The organism is Segetibacter sp., assembly GCF_025963695.1.
In the GTDB taxonomy this organism is placed as follows: domain Bacteria; phylum Bacteroidota; class Bacteroidia; order Chitinophagales; family Chitinophagaceae; genus Segetibacter.
This window is the reverse complement of sequence record NZ_JAOQAH010000053.1, coordinates 64,990-91,453: the sequence shown is the minus strand read 5'-3', so window position 1 is coordinate 91,453 and position 26,464 is coordinate 64,990. Positions and strand designations below refer to the sequence as shown.

Here is a 26,464-nt window from a genome sequence, read left to right as displayed (position 1 = left end):
ATCCGTTACTAAAACCCGGCTCGTCTAATCCCCACTCTTTTGCTTTATTAGTGAAAGTTAAATCACCATTGTTGCTAAAAACATAGTTCGAAATTGGGTGGGAAGGAATTAGATCTATCAATTCTTTGATGATATTTTTTTCCTTATTAAGTATTTTCTGCCTGATGTTTCCGGCTTCGTCCGCAGAGTATTGAATGTAATCCTGGTCCGTTATGTCTTTGTAAATTCCGTTGGCGACAAAAATATCTTTAAACCCGTCATTATTAAGGTCATTTATCAGAGCGCCCCAACTCCAGTCAGTGGCCGACACATTTGCGAATCTTCCAATTTCGCTAAAAGAAACATTTTTATTTAAACCTGAAGTGTTTTGATAACCGGTATTTAACTGAAGGGAGTTTCGGACAAACTGCTTGAAATAACCGTTATTAATGTTTGCCTGGTATTTATCCCAATTCTCGAAATTGGTCTTTGTCTTAATCCTGGCATCTTGCTCAGGAAACATGTCTGTAACATAGATATCAGTAAACCCATCATTGTTAACATCGGCAATGTCGGCACCCATTGAGTTCATACTAATCTCGCGAATCGAACGCTCCAACGATTCCTTAAACGCTCCATTATGCTGATTGATATAAAGATAATCCCGCTCGAAAAAATCATTTGAAACGTATATATCCTGCCACCCGTCTTTATTAATGTCTGATATAGTTACACCTAAACCAAAACCGATTTCACTACTGTAAATTTTACTTACAATTGTTACGTCTTTAAAATGGCTGTCGTCGTTCCTCAGCAATTTATTTCCCCCCAAAGTATCTGGTATCTGTCGCTGATCTTCAACCAAATCGTAGTTGCCGACTGATCTGAAAGAATTGTTTAGTAGATAACAATCAAGGTCGCCATCATTATCGAAATCAAAAAACACAGCATGTGTGGAAAGTGCGCGGTTATCTAAACCAAATTCTTTTGCTTTTTCTGAAAAAGTAAGATCGCCGTTATTAATAAACAATTCATTGCTTCGGCTGCTGCCTTTCAGTTCGCCTGATTTACAAACATAAATGTCTAACCAACCATCTCCGTTTACGTCGGCCATAGTTACACCAGTAGACCAGATACTATCTGAAGTTACCGCAGCACTTTGTGTGATATCGTCGAATTTAAAATTCCCCTTGTTTAAATAAAGTTTATTCGAGCCCTGGTTGCTACAAAAGAAAAGGTCTGGAAGATGATCGTTATTGATGTCGCCTATAGCTACCCCTCCCCCATTGAAAAAGTTTCTAAAAGTATAGGGATTAAACTCCTCTGTATAGTTAATATTGTTAGCAAAAGTTACACTTGTCTCAGATGAGGGAAGTAGTGTAAACAACGGCCTTTCCGAAGTTTTGCTATCGCCGCAGGCAACACAAAATAAAATTATAAAACACAAACCTCTCATTACTCTGCACATCAAACGAACAAATTAGAACTAATTACCCCAAGAATTGCCTTTACCAGCTATAATAGGTAGGAGCTGTAATAAAAATACCAGCAATATAAAAAGAAGATGCAAAAATAAACGTAGTAAATAAAGAAATTGAAAAACACTACTATAATCAATACATTAACAAAGGCGCGAGATATGTCTCAACGCCTTTATTAATGTATTAAATTCTAAATAAATTTAGTAGCCGGGATTTTGCTTAAGCTTTTGGTTCGCGTTGATTTGCGCTTCTGGTATGGGAAGAATATTCACGTGTTTATCTGCATCAGCAGGATGAAAAGTGAATGCTTTGTTGTACTTATCAAAACGAATCATGTCTTGTCTTCTGAAAGCCTCGAAAAACATTTCCCTTCCACGTTCAGCAAGGAACGATACATCTGTCATTGTAACAAATGGTGTAACTCCACCATGCTGTGTTCTAATCTGGTTAACCAGGGCCATCGCAATAGGATCATTCCAGTTACTATTTTTTCGGGCTATCGCCTCTGCCTTAGCCAATAGAAAGTCAGCATACCTAAAGATTGCTACGTCGTTACTAAGATCTGAAGTCATACCATTGTAAAACTCCCATTTATTTATTCTTGCTCCCGTTTGCCTCCATGCTCTCGGCTCCAATTGATTCATGTAAGGAGTAAAAGTAATTGGCTGACCATCCGGATCTTCAGGATCAGAAGCTCCATCTAATAACCTAACTCCATTTGCATCAAACTGGGGACCAACCAAAAAGTTTGATAATCTCTTATCGACTGTTCCAGTCGTTGGAGTTCCTTTAGGATCTAATCCTACAACTGTTCCCTGTGGACCGGGATTTTGAGTAGGGTCAATGTATGAATTATAAAACTCGGCAACTGTAGCAAAACCGTTCCACGGCTGGGCTGTCATGTTGTAAGTCTTCTGGCTCTCCTGATGTAAAGTCTGATGATTTAAGTTAAATCCTTTTGCATGCACCTGGTCAAACGGAATTGCCCAGATAAACTCACTCGCCCCAGTATTATCTTTTACGAAATTATCTTTGTAATTAAGCGTGAGTGAATATTTACCAGAATTAATAATTTGGTCACAGGCAGCAATACATTTATCCCATTGTGCAGCTCCAGTGTATACTTCAGCGTTTAAATATAGTTTCGCCAACGCTGCTTGTGCAGTATAAAAATTCACACGTCCATAGGTTGACTGATCGTTAGGTCCTGTCTTTGGCAACTTAGCCACGTTATCCAACAACTCCTTTTCAACGAAATCATACACTTGCTTTCTTGTACTGTTAGGTGGAGGAGTAATGTCTTTGAAATCTGTGCTTAAAGGAACATTTCCATAAATATCGAGTAACCAATAATAATAGATCGCACGTAAGGACTTAAGTTCAGCAATAAACGCAATTGACTGGGCGGTTCCTAAGGGTTCTAAAGTCGCTAAAAGGCGATTACAACCGTTAACCCCGGCGTATAACATATTCCACGCACCGTTCACCTCTGAGTCATTTGGCTTGTAAGTATGTAATTTAAGCCTTACCCAATGACCACCATCACCCCAATCGGCGCCCCTGGTGGGAACTACAATTTCATCTGTAGTAACTTCATTTACGTTAGTGAGACCTCCTCTAAACCCATAAAGATTAGTATAAGCTGCGCCAACTGCAGATACAAGTTCCCTATTTGACTGAAAAAACTGATCCTGGACTACCTGGTCATACAACAACTCCTTTTCATCAAGTTTAGTACATGAGGCCGTTAATGCAAGCCCCATCAATGACAATATCGTTTTTGATACAAGTTTCATATGTAAATAATAAATATTAATAAATTTAAATAACTAAAAACCCACATTAACTCCAAGCGTAAAAGATTTCGTTCTCACCCATGTTTCTCTTCTATCAACTCCAGGTGCTAATGCATTTCCATTATCACTATATCTAACTTCCGGATCAACACCAGTGTAATTAGTAATGAAGAATAAATTTTGACCGTTAACATAAGCCCTTAAAGACTTTACAGGACCCGCTTTGGACAGGCTAAAATTATATCCTAAAGTAGCGTTATCTAATTTTACAAAGGAAGCTTTTTCCACATGGAGACTGCTAAACTTCTGGCCATCTTTAACTGCAGGATCATAATATTTTGTCTTTACTGCATTGTAGGCAGAAACAACCGTAGCATTTTCATAAAAAGCACGGTAAGTGTTTACAAGATCATGACCGATTGAACTACGAATGAAGAAATTTAAATCAAAATTTCCAGCGTTAAATGTATTTGTCCAGCCGAATTCGAACTTCGGCAATCCTTTGCCGATTAAAGTTCTATAAGTGTTTTCATCCTTAGTAGTGCCACCCTTACCGTCATCAAACAGGTATTTTCCTGTTTGATCTAACCCTTTATAAACAGGCCCCCAGATAAGTCCGATATCTTCTCCTGCATATGCCCGTGTGATTTGAGTTGCTTCCTGACCGGGAGTACCTAGGTTAGTTTCACCTATGTAAGATCCGGGAGCGATGTCGGCACTCAATGCCGACAGTTTTACATGGTAAGTCGAAAAATTACCCCCTGTTTCCCACGAAAAATTACTTTTCTGTATCGCATTGTATTTAAGTGCAAACTCAAGCCCACTGCTTGAAAGTGTACCAACATTCTTCCAGGTCCGATTTGCTAAGTTTGGTGGAACGGGAACAGCCACATTAAAAATCAGGTCAGATGTATTCCTGTTGTAATAATCGAATGTACCTGTCATTTTGTTATCTAATAAAGCAAAATCAAGACCTATATCGAACTCTGCTTTTCTCTCCCACTTCAAATCCGGATTTGCATTTCTGTTTGGTCCGTACACGGCCAACCATGAACCGTTACCGGCATAAAATTCACGATTTGGATCAGCCACGAAAGTAGATAACGACAAATATGATTCAGGAGGTAATGATCCGGTAACTCCATAACTTGCCCTAACCTTCAAATTGCTGAATGTAGGGATGGTAAATAGTTTACTAAGGTCTAACCCTGCACTTGCTGCAGGAAACATTCCCCATTTATTATTAGCACCAAATTGGGTAGATCCTTCTCTTCTTGCAGTTAAAGTTACAAAAGCAATATTTTGATAGTTGAAGTTTAGTCTTCCGAAAAAGGCAGCAAGCCGGCTTGCATTTTTATAACTGGTAACATTTGCCAGGCCGTTTTTCAAGTCGAGCGCTGTACCTATATTATCAGCGGTTACATCTGTAATAAAATTGCCTGCGCCTATACTTGTACCTTGATTTAAGAAACTCTGGTACGAGTAACCCGCCAAAGCAGTAACACTCAGATTTTTAAACTTAGTATCATAAGTAAGTGTATTCTCATATAACTGGTTAAAATTCTCGTCGGTACCCTTCATTGCATAACCATTACGGGCAAAGCCACTAACATTTAAGAAATTTCTGGAGTGGAAGGATGTACGTGGTAGTAATGCTGTTCTAAAGTTGTTGAATGTTTGCTGTGAATACCTTACTAAAAATTTTAATCCCTGAGTTATTTCATATTCCGCTGATCCCTGAACGTTTAACCTTTTGACAGTTTGACTATTTTTATTCTGTTCAAGAACAGCTACAGGATTTGCATAGTCTACGAAATTGCTTTCGAAATACCCCCCGCCTGAAAGATCATTCAAAGGATTTTTAGTACGCACAGGTGCAGTGGGATTAAATATGGTAGCATATTTAAAAGCCTCAGAAAAAGCCTGGCTCGATGTTCTTCTGCTATTGGTTAAGTTTAAATTAAAAACCAACTTATTATTCAAGGCTCTCTGTGTCAGATTTAAACGTGCGTTCACCTGCTGAAAACCTGATGTAATAGCAACACCCTGGTTGTCACGATAGTTAACTGACGCATTATAAGTAGTACCATTAGCGCCTCCTGACAATGAAAGATTATGGGTTTGAGAAATAGCTGTGCGGCTAATTTCTTTATTCCAATCGGTATTCGAACCAAAATTGACCCCACCGGCGGCTACATATTCTTCAGCAGAAAAATGATCCGTAAATTTTGCAGGAACTTCTGCTGTTACTGCGCTATTATAAGAAACTTTTGGAGGACCTGAAGTACCTCTTTTGGTAGTTATAATTAGTACACCTGCTGATCCACGCGTACCATAAATAGCGGCAGCAGACGCATCTTTTAATACGTCTATACTAGCAATGTCGTTCGGATCAACACTATTAAGGTCGGCACCTACCTGGCCATCAATTACTACTAATGGCTGTGTATTTGCTCCTAATGTAGAAAGCCCCCTCAACCTTATTGCAAAACCACCATTTGGGTCACCTCCGGGCCTTGATATTGACAGACCTGCAACTTTACCTTGTAGCAATTGTGCAACATTCGTTACGTTACCTTTATTAAATTCTTCGGCGCTAACACTGGTTACTGCACTGGTTACTTCTCTTTTACGTTGAGTACCGTAACCAACCACAACAACATCAGTAAGTTGACTGCCAGAAGGGGTTAATTGAATATTGATTGTAGATTGATCTCTCAGCGCAACTTCCTGGGTTGTAAAACCAACATATGAAAATGTAAGTGAAGTAACATTTTGCGGAACAGTGAGTGCAAAAGTGCCCGTTTCATCCGTAGTTCCACCTGCATTGGCATTTTTAGCCTTTACACTTACGCCTTGTATACCGGCACCGGCGGGATCTGTAACCTTACCCGTAATTCTTTTGCCCTGGGCAAAAATTGAAGTAGAAAATAAAAAGAGGGAAAATAAAAAGATACAAAACGACAATCGTTTTAAAGTGATATTCATAAAGCAGTTAGATTTATTGGGCTAAAAATAGCCATACTTTTCTAATTCGACTATTATTAACCCATTTTTTTTATTTTAATAGTTGGATTAGAACACTTGATCCCTAATAGAACCATAATAAAAAAATCTTAACCAACTTTAGAAAAAGCGGGTCATTAAAGTAGCTAGACTACAGGTGTAAAGAGATTGCCCATTTCTATGTTCAAAACTGCCAAAGTTTCGTTCGCTCTTTTTACTTGCACCATCCAAAAAAGATGATCATTTAAATTTCCAGTAAAAGTGTGCGACGCAAGAGATGCATTATCTGTGTTAATCAGGCTGGCAACGTAAAAATTTCTATGCCTGGTAACATTGAGATACCTAACAGATTTTCGAAAGCTCCGTCGTCGAGATAATATTTGTTATTTTACATTCTATTTTTGTTGTAGAATTATCCCTCATAACGGTTGCTAAATAAATTCTTATGTTTCTAAGTATTCTTAATGGTTTTTTTTGTGTAGCCTTCGTATTGTTCGCCTATGTAAATCTTAATGATGGCGACTCATGGATTTGGGTACCTATATATATGGTGGCGGCTATTTGTTGTGGCCTGGCAGCTTTTCATTTATATTACCCTGTTATTTATCTTATTGCAATAGCGGTTTACCTTGTTTATGCCATTAAACTCTTTTTTGAGAAAGATGGGGTTAAGGATTGGATCATGAAATATAATAAGCCCAGTATTGTAGAAAGTATGCAGGCCACAAAACCCTACATTGAAAAGACCAGGGAGTTTTTTGGTCTTATTATTATAAGTGCGGCTTTGGCTATCAATTATTTTGCGGTTAATAATCTTCATTCCTAACATGCAGCAGAAAGGCAATTTTCTAAAAAGCACATTTGCTGAAATTATCCAACACAATTTGCCAGCAGAAATTTATACCTGGCTACAAGACAAGGCACTGCTAATACGCGAAGAGAAAAATGCCGGCCAGCTGAATTTGACTTTTGCAGCAGTTCCGAGGAAAACAGGAAAGCAACTTATTCAGTTTAGTTTGGAAGAACACGATAAATTAAAACAAGTCCATTCCGAATATGCTATTAATGGTTGGACGATTGATAGACTTTGCAGAGTTTGGATGTTATTGCAAGTCGATTCATCTGATAAAGAAAATTACTTCAGGAAATTAGAAACGCTTTTCAAAGCAGCAGAAATGAATGAGCTGGTTGCCCTCTATTCTGCTTTACCTGGGTTCGATTATGCTGAAGACTGGCAAAAGCAATGTGCCGACGGCATCAGGAGTAATATCGGTATTGTTTTAGAAGCAATTATGTACAATAACCCTTATCCGAACCAATATTTAAGCGAGCAGGCCTGGAATCAATTGGTGATGAAAGCTTTTTTTACTGACAAAGATGTGAAGCGGATTATTGGATTAGATGAGCGAGCTAATAAAGAACTAGCATCCATTCTAATTGACTATGCTAATGAGCGGTGGGCCGCTCATCGCGTTGTTAATCCACAATTGTGGCGTTTGGTTACTAAATTTATTCATGCTGAAAACTTCGCCAACATAGAAAAAGCTTTCAATAGTGCTGATCTTTCTGAAAAAAAAGCTGCTGCTCTTGCTGCTTTTTATAGTCACTATCAACCAGCTAAAGATTTGCTTGAAAACGATATTGAATTAAAATTTGCTATCAAAGAAAATAAACTGAACTGGAACGCTTTGTAGTTCCCATTATTAACTTATTCATCATTTAGCCATATGTGTTGCAGCTCTTTTGACGGCGAAAAAACAAACCCAACAGAAAGTCATGCTACTGTTGATTTGCAAGCGATAAAAGGAATGCGGTTTTTTGATCCGCATGTTCATATGACTTCGCGCACAACCGACGACTACCAGGCCATGTACGACGCAGGAGTTGTCGCACTAATAGAACCGGCCTTCTGGCTCGGTCAGCCAAGAACAGGCATCGATAGTTTTCGCGATTATTATAGCAGTCTTATTGGGTGGGAAAGATTTCGATCGTCACAGTTCGGTATTAAACATTATTGCACCATCGGCTTAAATTCCCGCGAAGCAAACAATGAAAGCCTTGCCGAACAGGTAATGGAAATACTGCCCCTTTTTATAATGAAAGAAGGTGTTGTTGGAATAGGTGAAATTGGTTTTGATGACCAGACCGCAGCCGAAGAAAAATACTATCGTCAGCAATTGGAGCTGGCAAAAGAAGCGGCTCTTCCCGTCCAAATTCACACTCCTCACAGAGACAAGAAAAGGGGTACACGTAGAAGCATGGACATTGCACTTGAACATGGATTAAGTCCCGACATGGTAATTGTTGACCACAACAACGAAGAAACGGTGAAAGAAGTGCTCGACCGCGGCTTTTGGGCAGCATTTACCATTTACCCTTTTACTAAAATGGGCAACGAACGCATGGTCGACATCATAAAACAATACGGCACCGAACGCATTATGGTTAACTCTGCCGCCGACTGGGGCATAAGCGATCCGCTGGCTGTACCCAAAACTGCTGCCCTAATGAAACTTCGTGGTATTAGTAATCACGATATCCGTTTGGTTACTTATCAAAATGCCATTACTGCTTTTGGCAAGAGCGGGCAAATAAATGAAGACGACTTTGTGACGATCAAAAACATTGATCAGTCAGTAAAATTTGAAGGCAACACAGTGTTACGAGGTGGCCAGCAGCCACGAATAGATAAAGCTTCTATAATTATCAGTTAGCGCTTTTTTGTTACAAACATTCGTTCTTACACCGGCATTGTTGCGTCGCATTACGTTTATCGGCAACGCTTTGTGAAGCTTTAGTCTCTCTTGCAAAAAGCTTTTTTATTTTAAACAGTTTTAATTTAAGTGAAGAAAACATCAGGGTACCTACGATTAATGCGACCGGCTAACATTGTTACATCCATTGCCGATGTGCTGGCTGGTGTTGCCATTTCAGGTTATTTTATAAATTATGCAAACCAGGTACAAAACCTGGTGCCTGTACTATTACTCTGCCTGTCAACAATAGGATTATATGGTGGAGGTGTGGTTTTCAACGATGTTTTCGATGCTGAATTAGACAGCGTAGAACGACCGGAACGTCCTATACCAAGCGGACTTATTAGTAAAAAAGAAGCCACCACGCTAGGAGCAGTTTTGCTAACGGCAGGAATAATCCTTGCCTTTTTAGTTAGTACTATTTCTGGCTTACTTGCATTTTGTATCACCGTTTCTGCCCTTGTCTATAATAAGCTGGGAAAACATCATAAACTATTAGGACCGGTTAACATGGGCTTGTGCAGGGGTTTAAATTTGTTGTTAGGAATAAGCATTGTACCGCTGGCATTACAGGGAAACTGGCTTCTTGCCATTATTCCCATTATATACATTGCTTCCATAACAATGGTTAGCAGGGGCGAGGTACATGGCGGAAGTAAAACAACCCTATACTGTGCATCTTTATTATACTTAGTTGTTTTAGCTGCCATTTTATATTTTTCTTTTGCAAACGGAAATCTTTTGTTTACCCTGGTGTTTGTACTGCCTTTTGCATGGATGATCTTTACTCCTTTACTGACTGCTATTAAAGAACCAATTGGAAGAAACATTGGTAAAGCAGTGAAAGCAGGAGTTTTAGCCCTAATACTTATGAACGCGGGGTGGGCTGCAGCATTTGGGGCGTTATATCTTGCTATCGTAATTGTTATTTTATTACCCGTATCATTAAAACTGGGACGACTTTTTGCAGTAACCTGATATATTTGCACCCTCAAAATCAATGCTTATATACCTTTGCTTATAAGTCTTACCGCAACCATTTTAAAAAGCCGTAAACCCGCAGACCACCTTGTCCATCATGCATGATTATTTAGAACAGTCGTTTTCAGTAAAGTTTGAATACAGAGTACATTTTACCAGTGGTTTATTTGACATAACAAATACCCTTCTCAACGATTTTTTAAACGATCGAAAAATTGAAGGCATCCAACAAAAAATACTATTTGTACTTGATGAAGGGGTGGCAAAAAGCCATCCAAATCTTGTAGATAAAATCAATGCTTACTTTGATCATTTTTCAACTGTTAAGCTAGCAGAGAATATTGTTTTAGTTCCAGGAGGGGAAAAAGTAAAAAATCATTCATACTACAATGAGTTCATCATTAATACTATAAATGACTACGGCATCGATCGTCACTCATACCTTGCTGCAATTGGTGGTGGCTCAGTACTCGATACGGCAGGTTTGTCTGCGGCAGTTGCTCATCGTGGTGTAAAACACATTCGGATCCCTACCACTGTGCTTTCGCAAAACGACTCAGGTGTTGGGGTAAAAAACGGCGTTAATTTTAAAAGTAAGAAAAACTTCATGGGAACATTTGCTCCACCGGCAGCTGTGTTCAACGACGACCAATTCTTAACCACCCTTACCGATCGTGACTGGCGATCAGGTATGTCCGAAGCAATAAAAGTTGCTTTGATAAAAGACGGAGACTTTTTTAATTGGCTCGAAACGAATGCTACCGATCTTTCAGCAAGAGATCTTCCTACAATGAATTATCTTATAAAGCGGTGCGCTGCACGTCATCTGGAACACATTCGCAGTGGTGATCCTTTCGAAACCGGTTCTGCCCGACCTTTAGATTTTGGCCATTGGAGCGCACATAAACTAGAACAGTTAACCAACTTTGAAGTAACTCATGGTGAAGCCGTAGCAATGGGCATCGCACTAGACAGTGTTTATTCAGGATTGAAAGGAAACATATCTGAAGATGAAGTAAGAAGAATTATAGACCTGTTATTAAGGCTTGGTTTCGCTATAACTCATCCCTTAATGGAACTGCAGGATGAAAGCAGCCCCTTATTACTTGGCCTTAACGAGTTTCGCGAACATCTTGGTGGCCGCCTTACAATAACGCTTCTGACAGCTATAGGAAAAGGACAGGAAGTAAACGAAATGGATTGGCTGTTGCTAAAGAAGGCTTCTGAAAAACTAAAAGCGCTGGATGCGAAAGTGGCGTAGTTGGCTACAACCAATAAGAGCGTTTTTTCCGCTATTAAAATGAACCCTAACCCGCCAGTAATTGTGTCTATTCTGCTTGATAAAAGTTTTTTAAAACTAGCCTGGTAAGAAACAACAGGTAAAAATGCTACACAGCTATGAAGACTACTGTCGGTCATTTAACGTATTGCACAAACATACATGCCGGAGAAAACTGGGCCGATCATTTTGCCGCAATAAGACATAATTTTCGGGGCATCAAAAATGAACTCTCCCCGAATTTGCCAATGGGCATTGGATTAAGATTATCTAACATTGCGAGTCTTCAGTTATATAGTAAAGACGAATTGCAAAACTTCAAAGACTGGTTGCATCAAAATAATGCCTATGTTTTTACAATGAATGGTTTTCCCTACGGAGGATTTCATCACACCATTGTTAAAGACCACGTTCATGCCCCCGACTGGACTACAATTGATCGACTTAATTATACCAAACGTCTTTTCAATATTCTCGCCGAATTACTTCCTGAAAATCTTGATGGTGGTGTCTCTACCTCGCCGCTGAGCTACCGCTATTGGTTTCCATCCGACGACGCGGTGGGTTTGGCTAAAGAATTGGCAACAAATCATATACTCGAAGTTGCGGAACACCTGATTGACATTTATCATTTAACCGGAAAAACGTTACACCTGGATATAGAGCCTGAGCCGGATGGAATATTAGAGACAGGAAAAGAATTTTTTGAGTGGTTCCACAATTATTTATTAGATGCGGGGGTCCGAAGGATTGCTTCAAAATATGCTGTTTCTCCCGACGAGGCAGAAAGAATGATAAAGAGGCATATTTGCTTATGCTATGACGTTTGCCATTTTGCAATAGGCTACGAACCACACGCAGAAGTAATCAAACAATTAACAGCAGAAGGTATTCGGGTAGGTAAAATTCAGATAAGTGCGGCGTTGAAGGCTGTAATGAGCGATGAAGTTAGTGACCGGTTAAAAGTTAAAGAAGCCTTTGGCACTTTTAATGAGTCAACTTATCTGCACCAGGTTATTGCTTCTAAAAAAGAGGGAGGTTTTGTAAGATATCGCGATCTGCCTGAAGCCCTGGCCGATGCAGAAAATTCTTTGGTAAATGAATGGAGAGCTCATTTTCATGTACCTGTCTTTCTAAAGAAATTTGGACTATTGGAATCTACACAAGCTGATATAGTTCAGATACTGGAAATTCAAAAAAGCACTCCTTTCACCAATCATCTTGAAGTCGAAACTTATACCTGGGAAGTACTTCCCGAGTCATTAAAATTACGAATTGATCAATCTATTATAAGAGAGCTAAAGTGGGTTACAAACCAACTTTAGCTATAACAATTAGTAGCTATGAATAAAACAGTTGTCATTGATATTGTAGGTCTCTCATCTAATCTTATTGGAGAATTTACCCCATTTATAAAACAATACGTTTCAAACCATAATATAGCAACCATTGACCCTGTTTTGCCTGCTGTAACCACTGCCGTGCAATCAACTTATCTTACAGGTAAATGGCCCGCAGAACATGGAATTGTAGGTAATGGCTGGTACGACCGTGAGGATTGCGAAGTAAAGTTCTGGAAGCAGTCAAATAAGTTGGTGCAGGTAGAAAAAATTTGGGAAAGAGCAAAAAAGGAAGATCCTAACTTCACTTGCTCAACTATGTTCTGGTGGTACAATATGTACACTGCGTCCGATTATTCTGTTACCCCAAGACCTAACTATCTTGCCGATGGCCGTAAAATGCCCGACTGTTACTCTCATCCCGCGGAGCTGCGGGATGAATTGCAGGAAAAATTAGGACAATTTCCTTTATTCCAGTTCTGGGGACCAGGAGCCAATATAAAATCGACAGCATGGATTGCAGATGCATCTATGCTTACAGATGATAAATATGATCCTACCCTCACTTTAATCTACTTGCCTCATTTAGATTATTGCCTTCAGAAGTTCGGTCCTGACTTTTCAAACATCAGTAAAGAATTGGAGGAGATTGATAAGGTTGTTGAAAAGCTGGTTAAGTTTTATAAGAAAAAAGGAGCCTCTGTTATTTTATTGTCTGAGTATGGGATAGTACCTGTAACTACTCCAATTCATCCGAACAGGTTATTCAGGCAAAATGACCTTTTACAAATTCGCGTTGAAAGAGGACTGGAATTATTAGATCCGGGCGCATCCAAAGCTTTCGTTGTAGCAGACCACCAGGTTGCTCATGTCTATATAAATGATCCTTCAGTTACAGAAAAGGTCAGAAAATTACTGGAAACTGTTCCCGGAATATCATTAATCCTCGACAGGGAAGCACAGGCAGAGTACCATATTAACCATGAAAGAGCTGGTGAATTTGTTTTAATGGCAGATAAAAAAAGTTGGTTCACCTATTACTTCTGGCTGGACGATGCTGTAGCTCCTGATTATGCAAGGGTTGTTGACATTCATAAAAAACCTGGCTACGATCCTGTAGAAATGTTTATGACATCAAAGGCAAGGGCAGGCTATAAACTCTTGCGTAAAAAAGCAGGGTTTAGGTATGTAATGGATGTAATCCCGTTAGACGCAACTTTGATTAAAGGCTCTCATGGAAATATAAAAACACCGGTTCAATATCATGCGGTGCTGATTACAGATAGTAAAGAGAGTGATGAAAACAGGATAAAAGCTACCGATGTTTATGACATAATTTGGAAGCATTTGAAAGGGTAGATATGCTTATATGTTCTTCTAAATATCTAATTCTGTTTGATAGACTGCTTTTATTATTATGAAAGAAATTGTTGTTTCCGTACCGGATAAAGAATACACTTTTTTTATGAAGCTTGTTAAAAGCTTTGATTTTGTAACAGTTCTAGAGCCCGAAGTCAAGCCACCAAGCAAACAGCAGTTCTTGAATGAATTGAAGCAGGCCGTTCAGGAAGTAAACGACATTAAGGCCGGTAAGAAAAAAGGCGAATCCGTTAAAGATTTTTTGATTGAGTTATAATGTCACCATCATTGATAACTTCAAAAAGGAATCAAAACGGCTGATTAAAAACTAAGAAATATCCCTCACTTAAAAATGATTTGGCTGAATTAATAAAAACACTTGCAGAGGCTCCGCAACAAGGTGCAAGCTTTAGGAAACGGTTTTTATAAAATAAGGCTGACTATTGCTTCGAAAAGTAAGGGTAAGTCCGGGGGGCGCGAGGGTTATTACTTTTGTAAAAATTATTGCTGCTACTGTCTACCTTACTTCTATCTATGATAAGGGTGAAAAAGATACCATTGAAACTAAAGAATTACAACAAATATTTAGTGAGATACCATAATAAGGAATTTTTAGCCTTTATTTTTTTTCGACGATATCATATTTACAATTAAAACGATAATAACTATAAACAATCCCCCAAACTCCCGTGTTTCTTCAATCCAGGGTTTGGTGGCCTTCATTGTTTGAACCAGGTTTTCAGCATCGTGTTCTTTAACCCAATTTAATACCCCAGTCTTGTCAAAAAAAAGATAAGCGGCATAACTGAGGTACACAGTCAAACCGACAGTATAGAGTGCAGGGTAATATTTATTCTTATTTGAGAGAAAGCATAAAAAAGCCGCGTATAAATAAATAGGAATCCAGATATAAGGATCGGGGTCGTTGTATTGAAGCGCAGCAAATGCTACGAATATTATTATAAAAAGTACATTTAAAATTTTCATACGAATAACTTAATAATGCGTGGAGAATTGTGGGTGCAATGTCTAAAGGTAACAAATGAAAAAAAGTATATCTCTTCTTAAGGAAATATACTTTTCTGAAGCAGTTTTATGAATTGACTTATAAAGGTCTTAACCAAATGTTTCTATAACTTATGGGCTCGCTTTTATCCCCTCGAGACTGCAACTTGATTGGGCAGGGCCATGTTTTCGATATGAAGGCATGCCTACGAAAAAGGGGTGAATGAGTTTGGATTTCGACTCATTGCCTTGGATAAGTCTCCTGCTTGCCACGCTTCGGATGCCTGCCCTTCAGTCGCAGGTGATAACACCGTAAACGGCGCTGCTTAACACCAACACGGGCAAAAAAAAGCACTCGCTGCAACACCAACGCAGGCAGAACACCAACACAAGCAAAAACTTACTAATAAAAAATTTGTTAGGTGGGGGTACTACTAATTCTGCCAGGATGAGTGAAGTTTCTTTTCATGAACTTACCAATGCGGCACATTATGATAAAGCTGGCATTGGCTGGTACACAGCTTTTGTAAATGCTGAAATAAGTGAAATGATTGCAGGGCCAAGTCCTTATGGTAATGGAACAACTGCTAACTCGCCTATTATTGCGTTGGGCGAAGGCTGGACTTATCACGTGGGCCATTTTATGGCTGATATGAAGTATGGAGCAAATAGTGCTATATTTTTTGAGCAGGGGTTTGAGTACAGAAACGGAAATATTCGACAAGGTGGTATTGTAGTGGCAAATACAGGATTAAATGCCCATTTAAATTTATTAGAAGACTTCAATACTGATCGAACGAATGACCCTTTCCAGTGGATTCCACAGGGTTTATTTTATGATTTAATTGATAATCGAAATGATCAAGCATTTGGAAGAGTTAATTTGAATGATGCTGTTAGTGGGTATAACAATCAACAATTCTTTAATGCTCTAGATGATGACATTCGCCGTCTCCAAGAATATCGGGTAAGATTATTAAATGAAAATGGCAATAATCAGGCTGCAGGCGTAAACATAATATTTGATTTTTATGTACGGTAATAATAAGTTTTTATTGATAGTTATGCTTGTGATTTGCATGACCAGTTATGGATTTAAATGTAATAAGAGCGTTGGTTGTGCAGAAGTAGTTTACAACTTTGAAATGGGCATCAAGGCTTACCCTGATAAAGACAGTATTTTAATTGGAGATACAATTTGGATTGAGATTAATGAACCTGTTATTTTCAAAGATTTAACAGGAACAGGAAATGTAGATTATAGTAATGCAGCAAATTTAGGAGCAGCCATTAGTTTTGCGCAATTGATTTCTGTAGATTCAACTAATGATAAAGTAGCCTCAAAATTCAAATATTTATTAATGTCAGGTAGTTCTGTTGAAAGACAGGATACCATCAAGTATTGGGAATATAAGTTTTCCGAACAAAACGGATTTTATAGATTCAAGCTTGCCTTAATTCCTCGTGAAAAAGGAGTTTATAAAATGTTTATTGGTAATGCAAATAATGTATATCGAAATAACAATAAATGTACTAAAGCTAATTTTATTATCAACTTTATAAATACAAACCAACATTACTATTTTAATAAGGTTAGTTTTCCTGGTATTGTATTGTCGGGTAAAACCGGAGTTTATTTGTTTAAAGTAAATTAATAAGTTTCAGAAGAATGGAAACTATTTTAGGCGAAAGCTGGGCCTATCACATGGGAGATTTATTGCTGATATGAAGTATGGATTAAAAAGTGCTCCTGCCAGGGAGCAGGAGATCACTTATTTTAATAATTTACCTTTTGCCGGTTTAAGTACCCCGCTCATTTAAGTGTTCCGCAGGACACTTAAATGGAAAAGAAAAACCAGGACTGTGTCCGGCAAAATTTAAACCAGTTCCAGATCTATTTTGCCTTTCGTAGTAGTACAATAATCCATTGCGCTGCTATATTTATAATGCCATGTTTCATAAACAATTCCTGCCCTTACAGGATCCTCATGAAGAGAATTTAGTTTTTGCTTCAACGTTTCATAACCGTATAACTCTAAAGGATGGTTATCCTGCTACCAAAATTGAAAATACTTGTTATTACTGTTCTTTTCACCCGCTCTCTTAAACATCCATAACATCCACTCTCTTTTGCTTTCAAATGCATTTTGACGTATGGCCTCTTCTATCTTTTCGTCCTGCTGGGTCTCCTTTGATAGCCTTGTGTAAAGCCAAGGCACCCCGGCATTCCAACACAACATAATCAACAAAGCTCTTCGTAATGGACAGGTACAAACGGATCTACCCTGTTCTTAACATAAAACCTTGCACTGCTGTACTCATAATCCTCCCAATGTTCTACCAGCTTCCATTTTCCACCGACACAGTTTAAGTGTATGTAATTAATTTTTTGTAACAAAAAAATCGATGATAAACCGGCTTTGCATCAAAGCTGTCTTCAAACACTTTATGCTTTTGTCCCTTCTTTACGTCTCTTTTAGTCAATCCTTCTTTCCCCAAACCCCTAAAGGGCAATGTCATTTAGTTAAGCGTTCCTTTGTATTACCCAGCCATTTATGGCGGGGGTTAAGGAATAAAATCTCTTTTGGCTTTAGCCCCATTCTCTCTTGGGCTAAAGCCATGGAAGAGTCTTCCATCATTACTTGCCGCCATAAATGGCGGGGCAATTGATGGGTAAATCCTTAACTAAATGACATTGCCCTAAAGGGGCTTTAGATACCGGCAACCATTTTTCCCTCTTCTCCCTTTAGGGCGCCTTTAGGGCAGGGGCAACAAGCCATTGATAACAGGTCAATGTGATATAGAAAAGTGCTGCTCAATGCTATGCGTGGTTCGGGTAGACATACTTCAATTTACTAACTAATTGCTTCGGGTGTAGCAGAATGCCGGGCTCCCTTGGCCATCACACAAGGCTATGCCAGGAGAGCCCAGCAGGACGAAGAAATGCACAGACGTTTACCATGTTATGGGATCATTTAAAAAAGTAGCGTACCTCTATTCACATAACTTCACATATTTCTATTTTGACGGAAGTGTGAATAGAAAGCTTACAAAATGATGTATCACACCTGGTATGGCCGAAGTTGTATGTTGACGATAGACCCAGTTCGCAAAGAAATAAAGGATGGGCGAAACAACGATTAAGGAATAACCCTACCTTCATGTATATCAATTTCTATGAATCGCTTTAGTGTCCCTGACAAACTTTTGAAAAGTCTCAATTGCTTTTTTATTCTTTTGGATGATGAGTTAAAGGTAAAAACGGCTAATAGTAAATACCTGGATATTGCATCCTCTGCATTTGAGCCCGAAAAGTATTTTATAGATTATGTCTCCGAAAAACACCGCGAAAAGTTTACTGCCGCTTTTGCTTCTGCACAAAAAGAAGAAGAATGTGTAACAATAGTAACCGCACCAATCGAATTAGAAAACGATACGCTAACTATAAAATGGAGCATTTGTTCTCTCAGAAATCATGATAACGGGTTTGAAGGGTTAGAACTATTTGGAGTTCAATCGAAGCTTTCGCCTAAAGAAATCGAATTTGAGGGAGGAAATAATCATGACAATCAGAAAATTTTATTTGAACGCACTTCCCAACCTTTTTTCTCTTTTGATCTTCAAGGCACTCTTATAAAAGCTAATGATGCGTTTGCAGATTTACTTTCTTACTCCGTAACAGATTTACCGGGCACTTCCTTCCTCTCGCTTGCAAATGGGAGCGACATTTCTGATTTGACAAATTTTATTGCTAAAGCATTAGAAGGAAACACACTTGAATATAAATGTGCGCTTCAGGATAAAACAGGCAAAAAAGTAGCGGTAAAAATTATTAATACACCACAAATTGAAAATGGAACTTTTGTTGGAATAAACGCCTTCGTTAAGAAAACCACTGGAAAGACTCAAATTGAAAAGCCTTTTAATAGGGATGAAAAAAGGTTGAAACTCGTTCTAGCAAGACTAAAAAAGGTTCTTGACTCTTCTCTTGATATGATTTGTGCTGTTGATGAGAGTGGCAAATTTACCTACATAAGCGCAGCGTCCGACCAAATTCTTGGGTATAGAGCAAAGGAATTAATAGGCAAAGACTTCCACGATTTTGTTCACAAAGAAGATGCGGAAAGCACCAAAAAGGCATCTATAAATATCAAAAGGGGCACAGGAACAACAAATTTTGAAAACCGTTTTTATAAGAAAGATGGTTCCATTGCGCATCTTGTATGGTCCTCCAGGTGGGAAGAAAATGATAAAAGGTTTTATAGCATAGCAAGAGATGCTACCGAAAGAAAATTAAGTGAAGCAAACTTAAAAGCATCAGAAGAAAAATATCGTGTTCTTTTCTATAACCACTCGGTGCCAAGTTGGATTTACGAAGCAGATTCTTTAGTGTTTTTAGAAGTAAATGATGCAGCCACTCAACATTACGGATATAATCGAAAAGAATTTTTAAGCATGAAGTTGACCGATATTTTGGCAGAGGAAGAAGTTCAAAAATATCAAAGCTTCCTGCAAGAGGATTCTTGCAAACAATGTCATAAGGAGATTTGGGTGCATAAAAAGAAAAATGGAGATCTTTTTTATGCTGAAATAACCTCTAATGCTATTGAATATTTAGGCAAAAAGGCTAAACTGGTTTTATCGATTGACCGGACAGAACAAACGATTGCAGAGCAGGACGTAAGAAAAAGTAATGAAAGAATTACATTTTTAAGCCAGGCTACTTTCGACGCCATGTGGGATTGGAATGTAGAAACAAATGAAATTACCTGGAATGAGGGAATTTCTAAAATGTTTGATTTATCAGATCCTTCTGAAGCCCAAAAACCTGACTGGTGGTCAAATAATCTTCACCCCGAAGACAAGGAAAGAGTTGAAAGAAAAAAAAGTTACCACCTGGAAAACAAGATTCCAAGGTGGGAAGATGAGTATAGAATGAAGACGGGCAATAGCTATAAATATATTAATGACCGGGGCTATATTATTTTTAATGAGCAAAGCAAACCTGTAAGAATGATTGGAGCTATGCAGGATCTTACAGAAAGAAAATCTCATGAAATAATGCTTCAAAAACTAAATAACTCGCTCGAAAAAAGAGCAACGGAACTGGCAGAGTCAAATACTGAATTAGAAAGATTCGCTTACGTAGCTTCTCATGACTTACAGGAACCTTTAAGGATGGTGAGCAGTTTTTTGCAATTACTCGAAAAAAGATATAAGGACAAACTTGATAACAAGGCGCATGAATATATTAATTACGCAGTGGATGGGGCTGAACGAATGAAACGGCTGATATTAGATTTGCTTGAATATTCCCGCGTTAACTCAAGTAAAACAGAAGTTGAGGATGTGGATTTAAACGATATAGTAAAAGAGCTCCAATTCACCTACAAAAATTTCCTGGAAGAAACAAACGGAACTATAAATACGAACAAGCTGCCTGTTATTAAGGGGAGTAAGACACAAATCCTCCAACTGTTTCAAAATTTAATTGGCAATGCGTGTAAATACAAAAGCACTGCTCCGCCGATAATTGACATATCATACGAAGACCAACAATCTTGCTATCAATTTGCTGTAGCAGATAATGGCATTGGAATAAACTCGAAATTTTTCCATAAAATTTTTATCATCTTTCAAAGACTTCATAATCGGGACGAATATTCAGGAACTGGAATAGGATTAGCAATCTGTAAAAAAATCATAGATAAACATGGTGGAAGAATTTGGGTGACGTCTACGCAGGGGCAAGGAAGCACGTTTTATTTTACCTTACCGAAATCTAAATAACAATAATTATGAAAGACATTCATATTTTACTGGTTGAGGATAATGAAGGAGACATTGTGCTAACCAAAGAAGCACTCTCTGATGCTAAAATGAAAAATAAGGTTTCAGTGGCAAAGGATGGAGAAGAAGCTATCCGTTTTGTTAATGCAGGATTAAACGAAGAAGGTCTTCTTCCAGACCTGATCCTACTCGATATTAACCTTCCTAAAGTAGATGGAAAGGAAGTTTTGCATTATTTAAAAAACGCTCCTTCATTAAAAAGAATTCCTGTAGTAATGCTTACCACATCTTCTTCTGAATTAGACGTTATTGACTCCTATAATAATTATGCTAATTGCTTTATTACAAAGCCTGTAGACTTTAATAAGTTTTTTGAAGTTGTACGAATGATTGAAGACTTCTGGATAACTATAGTCAAACTACCATCAAAAGATTAACATGCAGTCATCAGCACTTCAAATACTTGTAATAGAGGATAACCCCGGCGATTATCTGTTGGTAAACGAATACCTGGAAGAAGCATTTCCTAATGCAGCCGTTTTTCATGGAGATACTTTACAAAAAGGAATTGGCTTTTTAGAAAAGGAAAAGATTGACATCATCCTACTAGACCTGTCTTTGCCAGACGGCATGGGTATCAGTTCTTTTCATTCTATTAATTCCAGTTTCCCACGGGTACCTGTTATTATTTTAACCGGCCTGGGCGACACAGAAATAGCACTTGAAATTTTAAAGGTTGGCGCACAGGACTTCATAGTGAAAGATGATAGCAATGCTGCCGTGCTGGCTAAAAGTATAAATTACGGAATTGAACGCAGCAAAATACTTGAGCGGCTAAAAAAATCTGAAGAACAGTACAAATTTCTCTTCAACAATAATCCTTTACCTATTTGTGCTTACGATATTGAACTTGATAAAATTTTAATGGTTAATGAGGCGGCAATAGAACACTATGGTTATAGCGAAAAAGAGTTTTTGAATATGACTATGGCCGAATTACAGCCTTATCATACAATTAAGGGTAGTCCGTCTCCTGTTTCTTCAGAAAAAAAAGGAAGCCAAAATCTTATTTTAGATGTTAAGCATCAAAAAAAGAATGGCGATATTATTGACATCGAAATAAGAACTCATGAAATTTTGATGGAGGGCAGAAGGGCATACCTGGCGGTTATTCATGATGTTACAGAAACCAACCGTGCAAAAGAGCAATTGAGAGAAAGCGAGCAAATGTTCCGCACCATTTCCGAAAATTTTCCTAACGGTGCAGTTGCTATCTTAAATAAAGATTTTACTACTCTTTATACCGCAGGAAAAGAATTTCACATAAAAGATAGAGGCGCTTCACATTTTGAAAACACAGACTACACCTCACATTTTCATTCACCTGTAAAAGAAAAGGTAAGAATGCATCTGCAGAAAGTATTTGAGGGCGAGAATGCTGTTTTTGAAGCTAGTTACGAAGACTTAAGTTATATGATTAGCGCTGTACCGTTATATGAACCCTGGGGAAGCATAAACAAGATTTTGATTGCTTCTCAAAATATAACCGAGCAAAAAAGAAATGAGACAGAAAAAGAAATGCTGATAGAGGAACTAACCCAAAACAACAGCGACCTAAGGCAGTTTTCTTATATAACTTCTCATAATTTAAGAGCTCCGCTTTCAAATCTTCTGGGCATAATTAAGCTACTCGATACTTCCCTGATTACAGATCCTATGACGATCTTGTTGCTTAAAAATTTCGAAGAGTGTACCCTTCAGCTAAACGAGACCGTGAACGACCTTCTAAATGTTCTGATTATTAAAAACAATGTAAACGCGAAAAAAGAACCCCTTGATATAAGTAAGATTTTTGAAAGGGTGCTTCATTCTGTTCAAACTGCTGTAGAAAAAAAACAAGCTACAATAAGTACTGATTTCGATGATGCATCGGAGGTACTTTTTAATCGTACCTACCTGGAAAGTATACTTCTAAATCTTGTAACAAATGCAGTCAAATATAGCTCTCCAGACAGGGCACTTGAGATAAAAGTCAAAACAAAAAAAACAACAGACGGCGTAATATTATATTTTGCTGATAATGGTCTTGGCATAGACCTTCAAAGGTATAAGGACCGTATATTTGGGCTCTATCAGCGTTTTCACGACCACGCTGACAGCAAAGGTTTAGGGCTCTATATAGTAAACTCGCAAATTCGTGTCATGGGAGGGGAAATAGATGTTGAGAGTGAGGTTGACAAAGGAACTACTTTCATCATCACCTTCAAAAATTAGTTGGAATGATAAATAAGGTTTTGTGCATAGATGACGATCAGATCACCCTCGTGTTATGTGAAATGGTAATAAAAAAGGCAGGGTTTGCAAATGAAGTTTTTACGGCAAAAAATGGAAAAGAAGGATTAGCATGGTTTTCGGCCTATTTTTCGAAAAATAATAAATCGGAAAAGCAGGACCCGCCACAACTTATTTTGCTCGATTTAAATATGCCGGTTATGAACGGCTGGGATTTTTTGGAAGATTACCTGATGAAGTATTCTGACCGCTTACCCGATACTAAGGTTGTAATTATTTCTTCTACAGTAAATCCTGAAGATTTCTCAAGAGCAAACAGGTACGAAATAGTAATCGATTTTATAAACAAACCATTGACAACGGAGGGACTCGAAGAGTTGATGCAGCACGAACAGCTTGCTCCCTATTTTTAAAAGCTTCCATTACAATAAATTATACCCAAACCCTCGCCTTTTGAGGGTTTGCTTTTTTACCTTCGTTCGCTCTAAATAATTAATATGGACAATTATGCAATTGCCGACAATTTCGCCTTACTTGCTAAGCTCATAGACATTCATGCAGATGATAGCTTCAAGGCAAAATCTTACTCATCTGCTGCTTTTACTATTGACAAACTCCCCTCGCAATTGTCAGGTTTGCCAGAGGAGAAAATTTTTGCAATCAAAGGAATAGGCCAGGCAATCGGCAAAAAAATTCTTGAGCAACTACAGACGGGAAGGCTTTCTGCACTGGATGAATATGTTTTAAAAACCCCCGCAGGCATATTTGAGTTACTTAAAATAAAAGGCCTTGGACCAAAGAAAATTTCCACGGTATGGAAAGAACTGGGTATTGAAAGTATGGGTGAATTGTTATATGCCTGCGAAGAAAACAGGTTGTTGCTTTATAAAGGCTTTGGTGCTAAAACGCAGCAAAACATACAGGAAGCAATACAGTTTCTTATGGCTTGTAAGGGAAGTTATTTGTACAGCCAGATCGAAGATTTTTCTATTCAGTTTACAGAACGATTGAAAAAAGAGTTTCCGAAAAATAAGTTTGAAATAACAGGAGACTTAAAAAGGCATGCAGAAGTTATACATAAACTTGAATGGGTAACAGATGCACCCATAGAAGAGCTTCGAACCTCTTTTACAGAACAAAAATATGAAACCAGCATAACAGGCGAAACTCTATGGGCAAAAGGCCTCGAAAATGTTTCATTAGAATTTCATCAAACTGACGAAAAGACTTTCATATCAAAGACATTTGAAAGAAACAGCAGCCTCGAATTTCTTACTGCCTGGAAGGAAAAGTACGGATCGAACCAGGATGAAAGCTTCCTGCAGGAAGAGCAGATTTTTAAGAAAAACGGACTTCCCTTTATTCCACCTTTTTTACGCGAAACAGCTGGCATACTCGACCTGGCGGGAAAGAACAGTTTGCCCGAGGTGATCCAACTAAAAGACGTAAGAGGTATTATTCATACACACAGCGATTGGAGCGATGGAGGAGACACTATAGAGGCCATGGCTTTAGGAGCAATTGCAAAAAGTATGGAGTTTCTTGTCATCAGCGATCACTCCCAATCGGCATTTTATGCCAACGGCCTTTATCCCAATCGAATAAAAGCGCAGCATCAACTAATAGATGAACTTAACGAAAAATATAAACCGTTCAGGATATTTAAAAGCATAGAGTCAGATATTCTCAATGATGGAAACCTCGATTATCCTGACGACATACTCTCATCATTTGACCTGGTGATAACCTCGGTTCACTCGAATTTAAAAATGACTGAAGAGAAAGCAATGGGAAGGCTGTTAAAGGCAATTTCAAATCCCTATACCACTATTCTGGGCCACATGACAGGCCGCCTGTTGCTAAGCCGTAATGGTTACCCTGTTGACCATCAGAAAATAATTGATGCTTGTGCCGAGCACAATGTAGTGATCGAACTAAATGCACACTCCCGCCGTTTGGATATGGATTGGCGACACATACCAAACGCAATCGAAAAAGGTGTATTGATTTCAATAGATCCTGATGCACATGCAGTAGATGCTTTTGAAGACATTAAGTACGGCGTACTGGTAGCTCAAAAAGGAGGGCTGACGGCCAAAAACAACCTAAGCAGTTTTACTTTAAATGAGTTTGAAGCCTTTCTTGAAAAGCAAAGATCGAAGAGACATTAGAAAGACAATTTCATTTTTTTTTGTACCAGCTCCTGACACTCCGATTAATCATTGTTGCGTCGCAATCCATTCATCAGTTAATCCTTTACCAGCTTACATTGCATCTGCGGTTAACGTTGAAATTGCAAATATTGCATCACAAAAAAAGCAGTCGAAAATTCAACTGCCTTTAAAAACTTCATTGTTACAATGCTAGAACGCGAACTTCTGCGATTTCAATTGAGCAAGATTGGGATCCATTTGTATTGCTTTTTCGCAGAGTTCTATCCCTCTACTTTTATCACCTTTCTTTTGAAATGCCACACCTGTCATGTATAAGGCTCGACTGTTGGCAGGATCGTTCTCGTAAACCTTGTAATAAGTTTCAGCGGCATCCTGGTACTTCTGAACTTTGTAATAAGCCTGGGCAATTTGAAATAAAATTTCAGGATTACCAGGTTTACTTTCCAAAACTTTATTCAAGGTTTCAACGCCTTTGTTTAAATTATTGTCTAAATACGCAAGACCCAAATTTTCATAAAAGCTCAAATCAGTTTTGTATCCTTTTTTAGCAGCTTTTTCAAAATAGGTAACGGCTGTCTGCTCTTCATTCATTGTGTAATACAACAACCCTAATTCATAAAGCAAGCTGCTATTGTTAGGGTCAATTTCAAGCGTCTTATTGTACACTGCAATGGCTTCTTTATAATTACTTAATTCCATCAAGACTTTACCAAGCAGACTTACAGTTTTTAAGTCGCGCTGATTTTCTGCCAATGCCTGGTTCAAATATGATTGGGACTGTCGGTAATTTTCCAGCTCATAATAGCTTTTGCCAATTATATACTTCAAATCTTTGCTATTACCGTTTTGTGAAAGCTTTTTTCCATACATAACCGCATCGTTCCAACGGTTGAGTTGAAAACTTAACTCCGTCATTTGCTGAAGAGCAACCGGGTTATTTATGTTCGCTTCAAGTACTTTTCCAAATTGCTCGATTGCTGAAAAATATTTTCGTTGCTCAACTAAGTAATTTCCGTACTGCACCCGCGTTTCTACATTAAAAGTATTGAAGCTTACGGCTTTTTGAAAACTTTTATCAGCTTCCCAGTTTTTTTGCGATCTGCTTAATTCAATTGCCTTTTTTACATAAAAGGCCGCACTGTCGTCACCGGTAAAACAAAAACCTGCCAGTGAGTATCCAACAAATAAAGCTGTAAGAGAAATTTTCTTCATGTAAGAAATCCTTT

Annotated in this window: 22 protein-coding genes; 16 read left to right on the top strand and 6 right to left on the bottom strand. The window is 38.3% G+C overall.

The genetic code is table 11. The annotated features are described in order from the left end of the window. The 3 genes from JWR87_RS09450 to JWR87_RS09440 form a co-directional block, all read right to left on the bottom strand. A partial coding sequence (locus JWR87_RS09450) for a VCBS repeat-containing protein (protein ID WP_297818827.1) occupies positions 1–1,366 on the bottom strand: 1,366 nt, incomplete at its 3' end. Positions 1,367–1,660: 294 nt separating this feature from the next. Beyond that, positions 1,661–3,256, bottom strand: coding sequence for a RagB/SusD family nutrient uptake outer membrane protein (locus tag JWR87_RS09445; RefSeq protein ID WP_297818824.1), 1,596 nt, complete (start codon positions 3,254–3,256; stop codon positions 1,661–1,663). A 33-nt stretch (positions 3,257–3,289) separates the two neighbouring features. Then, positions 3,290–6,244: a SusC/RagA family TonB-linked outer membrane protein gene (locus JWR87_RS09440; protein WP_297818821.1), complete on the bottom strand. Its 2,955-nt coding sequence runs from the start codon at positions 6,242–6,244 to the stop codon at positions 3,290–3,292. Between the two features lie 463 nt (positions 6,245–6,707). On the opposite strand from JWR87_RS09440, the gene JWR87_RS09435 reads away from it, so the two are divergent. The 9 genes from JWR87_RS09435 to JWR87_RS09395 all read left to right on the top strand — a co-directional run bounded on the left by JWR87_RS09435 (position 6,708) and on the right by JWR87_RS09395 (position 14,579). Beyond that, a complete protein-coding gene (locus tag JWR87_RS09435; RefSeq protein WP_297818818.1) occupies positions 6,708–7,088 on the top strand; it encodes a transmembrane 220 family protein in 381 nt (126 codons plus the stop codon). Position 7,089: 1 nt separating this feature from the next. Next, positions 7,090–7,956 carry an EboA domain-containing protein gene (locus tag JWR87_RS09430; protein ID WP_297818815.1) on the top strand — a complete coding sequence of 289 codons (867 nt, stop codon included), beginning with the start codon at positions 7,090–7,092 and terminating at the stop codon, positions 7,954–7,956. A 33-nt stretch (positions 7,957–7,989) separates the two neighbouring features. Next, on the top strand, positions 7,990–8,976 hold the full coding sequence (locus tag JWR87_RS09425; protein WP_297818812.1) for a TatD family hydrolase: 987 nt from the start codon (positions 7,990–7,992) through the stop codon (positions 8,974–8,976). Positions 8,977–9,105: 129 nt separating this feature from the next. Further along, the gene (gene eboC, locus JWR87_RS09420; RefSeq protein ID WP_297818809.1) at positions 9,106–9,996 is read left to right on the top strand and encodes a UbiA-like protein EboC; all 891 of its coding nucleotides are present in this window, start codon (positions 9,106–9,108) and stop codon (positions 9,994–9,996) included. A 100-nt stretch (positions 9,997–10,096) separates the two neighbouring features. Next, entirely contained in the window at positions 10,097–11,260 is a 1,164-nt protein-coding gene (locus tag JWR87_RS09415) for a 3-dehydroquinate synthase (RefSeq protein ID WP_297818806.1), read from the top strand. Positions 11,261–11,397: 137 nt separating this feature from the next. Then, complete coding sequence (gene eboE / locus JWR87_RS09410) at positions 11,398–12,603, top strand: metabolite traffic protein EboE (RefSeq protein WP_297818804.1); 1,206 nt, start codon at positions 11,398–11,400, stop codon at positions 12,601–12,603. An 18-nt stretch (positions 12,604–12,621) separates the two neighbouring features. Then, on the top strand, positions 12,622–13,977 hold the full coding sequence (locus JWR87_RS09405) for a nucleotide pyrophosphatase/phosphodiesterase family protein (RefSeq protein WP_297818801.1): 1,356 nt from the start codon (positions 12,622–12,624) through the stop codon (positions 13,975–13,977). Positions 13,978–14,035: 58 nt separating this feature from the next. Beyond that, complete coding sequence (locus JWR87_RS09400) at positions 14,036–14,254, top strand: hypothetical protein (RefSeq protein ID WP_297818798.1); 219 nt, start codon at positions 14,036–14,038, stop codon at positions 14,252–14,254. Positions 14,255–14,420: 166 nt separating this feature from the next. Next, positions 14,421–14,579, top strand: coding sequence for a hypothetical protein (locus JWR87_RS09395; RefSeq protein ID WP_297818795.1), 159 nt, complete (start codon positions 14,421–14,423; stop codon positions 14,577–14,579). Between the two features lie 10 nt (positions 14,580–14,589). On the opposite strand, the gene JWR87_RS09390 is transcribed toward JWR87_RS09395, so the two are convergent. Then, positions 14,590–14,964, bottom strand: a complete 375-nt coding sequence (locus JWR87_RS09390; RefSeq protein ID WP_297818793.1) for a transmembrane 220 family protein — start codon at positions 14,962–14,964, stop codon at positions 14,590–14,592. A gap of 466 nt (positions 14,965–15,430) precedes the next feature. On the opposite strand from JWR87_RS09390, the gene JWR87_RS09385 reads away from it, so the two are divergent. Both JWR87_RS09385 and JWR87_RS09380 read left to right on the top strand, forming a co-directional pair. Continuing rightward, on the top strand, positions 15,431–16,024 hold the full coding sequence (locus JWR87_RS09385) for a hypothetical protein (RefSeq protein WP_297818790.1): 594 nt from the start codon (positions 15,431–15,433) through the stop codon (positions 16,022–16,024). After that, a complete protein-coding gene (locus tag JWR87_RS09380; RefSeq protein ID WP_297818788.1) occupies positions 16,014–16,637 on the top strand; it encodes a hypothetical protein in 624 nt (207 codons plus the stop codon). Before JWR87_RS09385 ends, JWR87_RS09380 begins: the two co-directional genes overlap by 11 nt. A 222-nt stretch (positions 16,638–16,859) precedes the next feature. Here the strand turns inward: JWR87_RS09380 and JWR87_RS09375 are convergent, their stop codons facing one another. Next, positions 16,860–16,997, bottom strand: a complete 138-nt coding sequence (locus tag JWR87_RS09375) for a hypothetical protein (protein WP_297818785.1) — start codon at positions 16,995–16,997, stop codon at positions 16,860–16,862. 1,192 nt (positions 16,998–18,189) lie between these two features. Between JWR87_RS09375 and JWR87_RS09370 the strand changes: the two genes are divergently transcribed. The 5 genes from JWR87_RS09370 to JWR87_RS09350 all read left to right on the top strand — a co-directional run bounded on the left by JWR87_RS09370 (position 18,190) and on the right by JWR87_RS09350 (position 25,235). Continuing rightward, complete coding sequence (locus tag JWR87_RS09370) at positions 18,190–20,772, top strand: PAS domain S-box protein (RefSeq protein WP_297818782.1); 2,583 nt, start codon at positions 18,190–18,192, stop codon at positions 20,770–20,772. An 8-nt stretch (positions 20,773–20,780) separates the two neighbouring features. Beyond that, positions 20,781–21,209 carry a response regulator gene (locus JWR87_RS09365; protein WP_297818779.1) on the top strand — a complete coding sequence of 143 codons (429 nt, stop codon included), beginning with the start codon at positions 20,781–20,783 and terminating at the stop codon, positions 21,207–21,209. A 1-nt stretch (position 21,210) separates the two neighbouring features. Beyond that, positions 21,211–23,046 (top strand): ATP-binding protein, encoded by a 1,836-nt coding sequence (locus JWR87_RS09360; RefSeq protein ID WP_297818776.1) that lies wholly within the window; start codon positions 21,211–21,213, stop codon positions 23,044–23,046. Positions 23,047–23,051: 5 nt separating this feature from the next. Next, a complete protein-coding gene (locus JWR87_RS09355; protein ID WP_297818773.1) occupies positions 23,052–23,477 on the top strand; it encodes a response regulator in 426 nt (141 codons plus the stop codon). A gap of 84 nt (positions 23,478–23,561) precedes the next feature. Next, entirely contained in the window at positions 23,562–25,235 is a 1,674-nt protein-coding gene (locus JWR87_RS09350; RefSeq protein ID WP_297818770.1) for a DNA polymerase/3'-5' exonuclease PolX, read from the top strand. Positions 25,236–25,427: 192 nt separating this feature from the next. On the opposite strand, the gene JWR87_RS09345 is transcribed toward JWR87_RS09350, so the two are convergent. Continuing rightward, entirely contained in the window at positions 25,428–26,450 is a 1,023-nt protein-coding gene (locus tag JWR87_RS09345) for a tetratricopeptide repeat protein (protein ID WP_297818767.1), read from the bottom strand. Between the last annotated feature and the right edge of the window lie 14 nt (positions 26,451–26,464).

Bases quoted from the DNA above. Each gene is read 5' to 3' on its own strand.
- JWR87_RS09400 (WP_297818798.1), top strand. From the start codon at position 14,036: ATGAAAGAAATTGTTGTTTCCGTACCGGATAAAGAATACACTTTTTTT.
- JWR87_RS09345 (WP_297818767.1), bottom strand. From the start codon at position 26,450: ATGAAGAAAATTTCTCTTACAGCTTTATTTGTTGGATACTCACTGGCA.
- JWR87_RS09405 (WP_297818801.1), top strand. From the start codon at position 12,622: ATGAATAAAACAGTTGTCATTGATATTGTAGGTCTCTCATCTAATCTT.
- JWR87_RS09350 (WP_297818770.1), top strand. From the start codon at position 23,562: ATGGACAATTATGCAATTGCCGACAATTTCGCCTTACTTGCTAAGCTC.
- JWR87_RS09390 (WP_297818793.1), bottom strand. From the start codon at position 14,964: ATGAAAATTTTAAATGTACTTTTTATAATAATATTCGTAGCATTTGCT.
- JWR87_RS09425 (WP_297818812.1), top strand. From the start codon at position 7,990: ATGTGTTGCAGCTCTTTTGACGGCGAAAAAACAAACCCAACAGAAAGT.
- JWR87_RS09440 (WP_297818821.1), bottom strand. From the start codon at position 6,244: ATGAATATCACTTTAAAACGATTGTCGTTTTGTATCTTTTTATTTTCC.
- JWR87_RS09360 (WP_297818776.1), top strand. From the start codon at position 21,211: ATGCAGTCATCAGCACTTCAAATACTTGTAATAGAGGATAACCCCGGC.
- JWR87_RS09435 (WP_297818818.1), top strand. From the start codon at position 6,708: ATGTTTCTAAGTATTCTTAATGGTTTTTTTTGTGTAGCCTTCGTATTG.
- JWR87_RS09355 (WP_297818773.1), top strand. From the start codon at position 23,052: ATGATAAATAAGGTTTTGTGCATAGATGACGATCAGATCACCCTCGTG.
- JWR87_RS09445 (WP_297818824.1), bottom strand. From the start codon at position 3,256: ATGAAACTTGTATCAAAAACGATATTGTCATTGATGGGGCTTGCATTA.
- JWR87_RS09415 (WP_297818806.1), top strand. From the start codon at position 10,097: ATGCATGATTATTTAGAACAGTCGTTTTCAGTAAAGTTTGAATACAGA.
- JWR87_RS09430 (WP_297818815.1), top strand. From the start codon at position 7,090: ATGCAGCAGAAAGGCAATTTTCTAAAAAGCACATTTGCTGAAATTATC.
- eboE (WP_297818804.1), top strand. From the start codon at position 11,398: ATGAAGACTACTGTCGGTCATTTAACGTATTGCACAAACATACATGCC.
- JWR87_RS09380 (WP_297818788.1), top strand. From the start codon at position 16,014: ATGTACGGTAATAATAAGTTTTTATTGATAGTTATGCTTGTGATTTGC.
- JWR87_RS09385 (WP_297818790.1), top strand. From the start codon at position 15,431: ATGAGTGAAGTTTCTTTTCATGAACTTACCAATGCGGCACATTATGAT.
- JWR87_RS09365 (WP_297818779.1), top strand. From the start codon at position 20,781: ATGAAAGACATTCATATTTTACTGGTTGAGGATAATGAAGGAGACATT.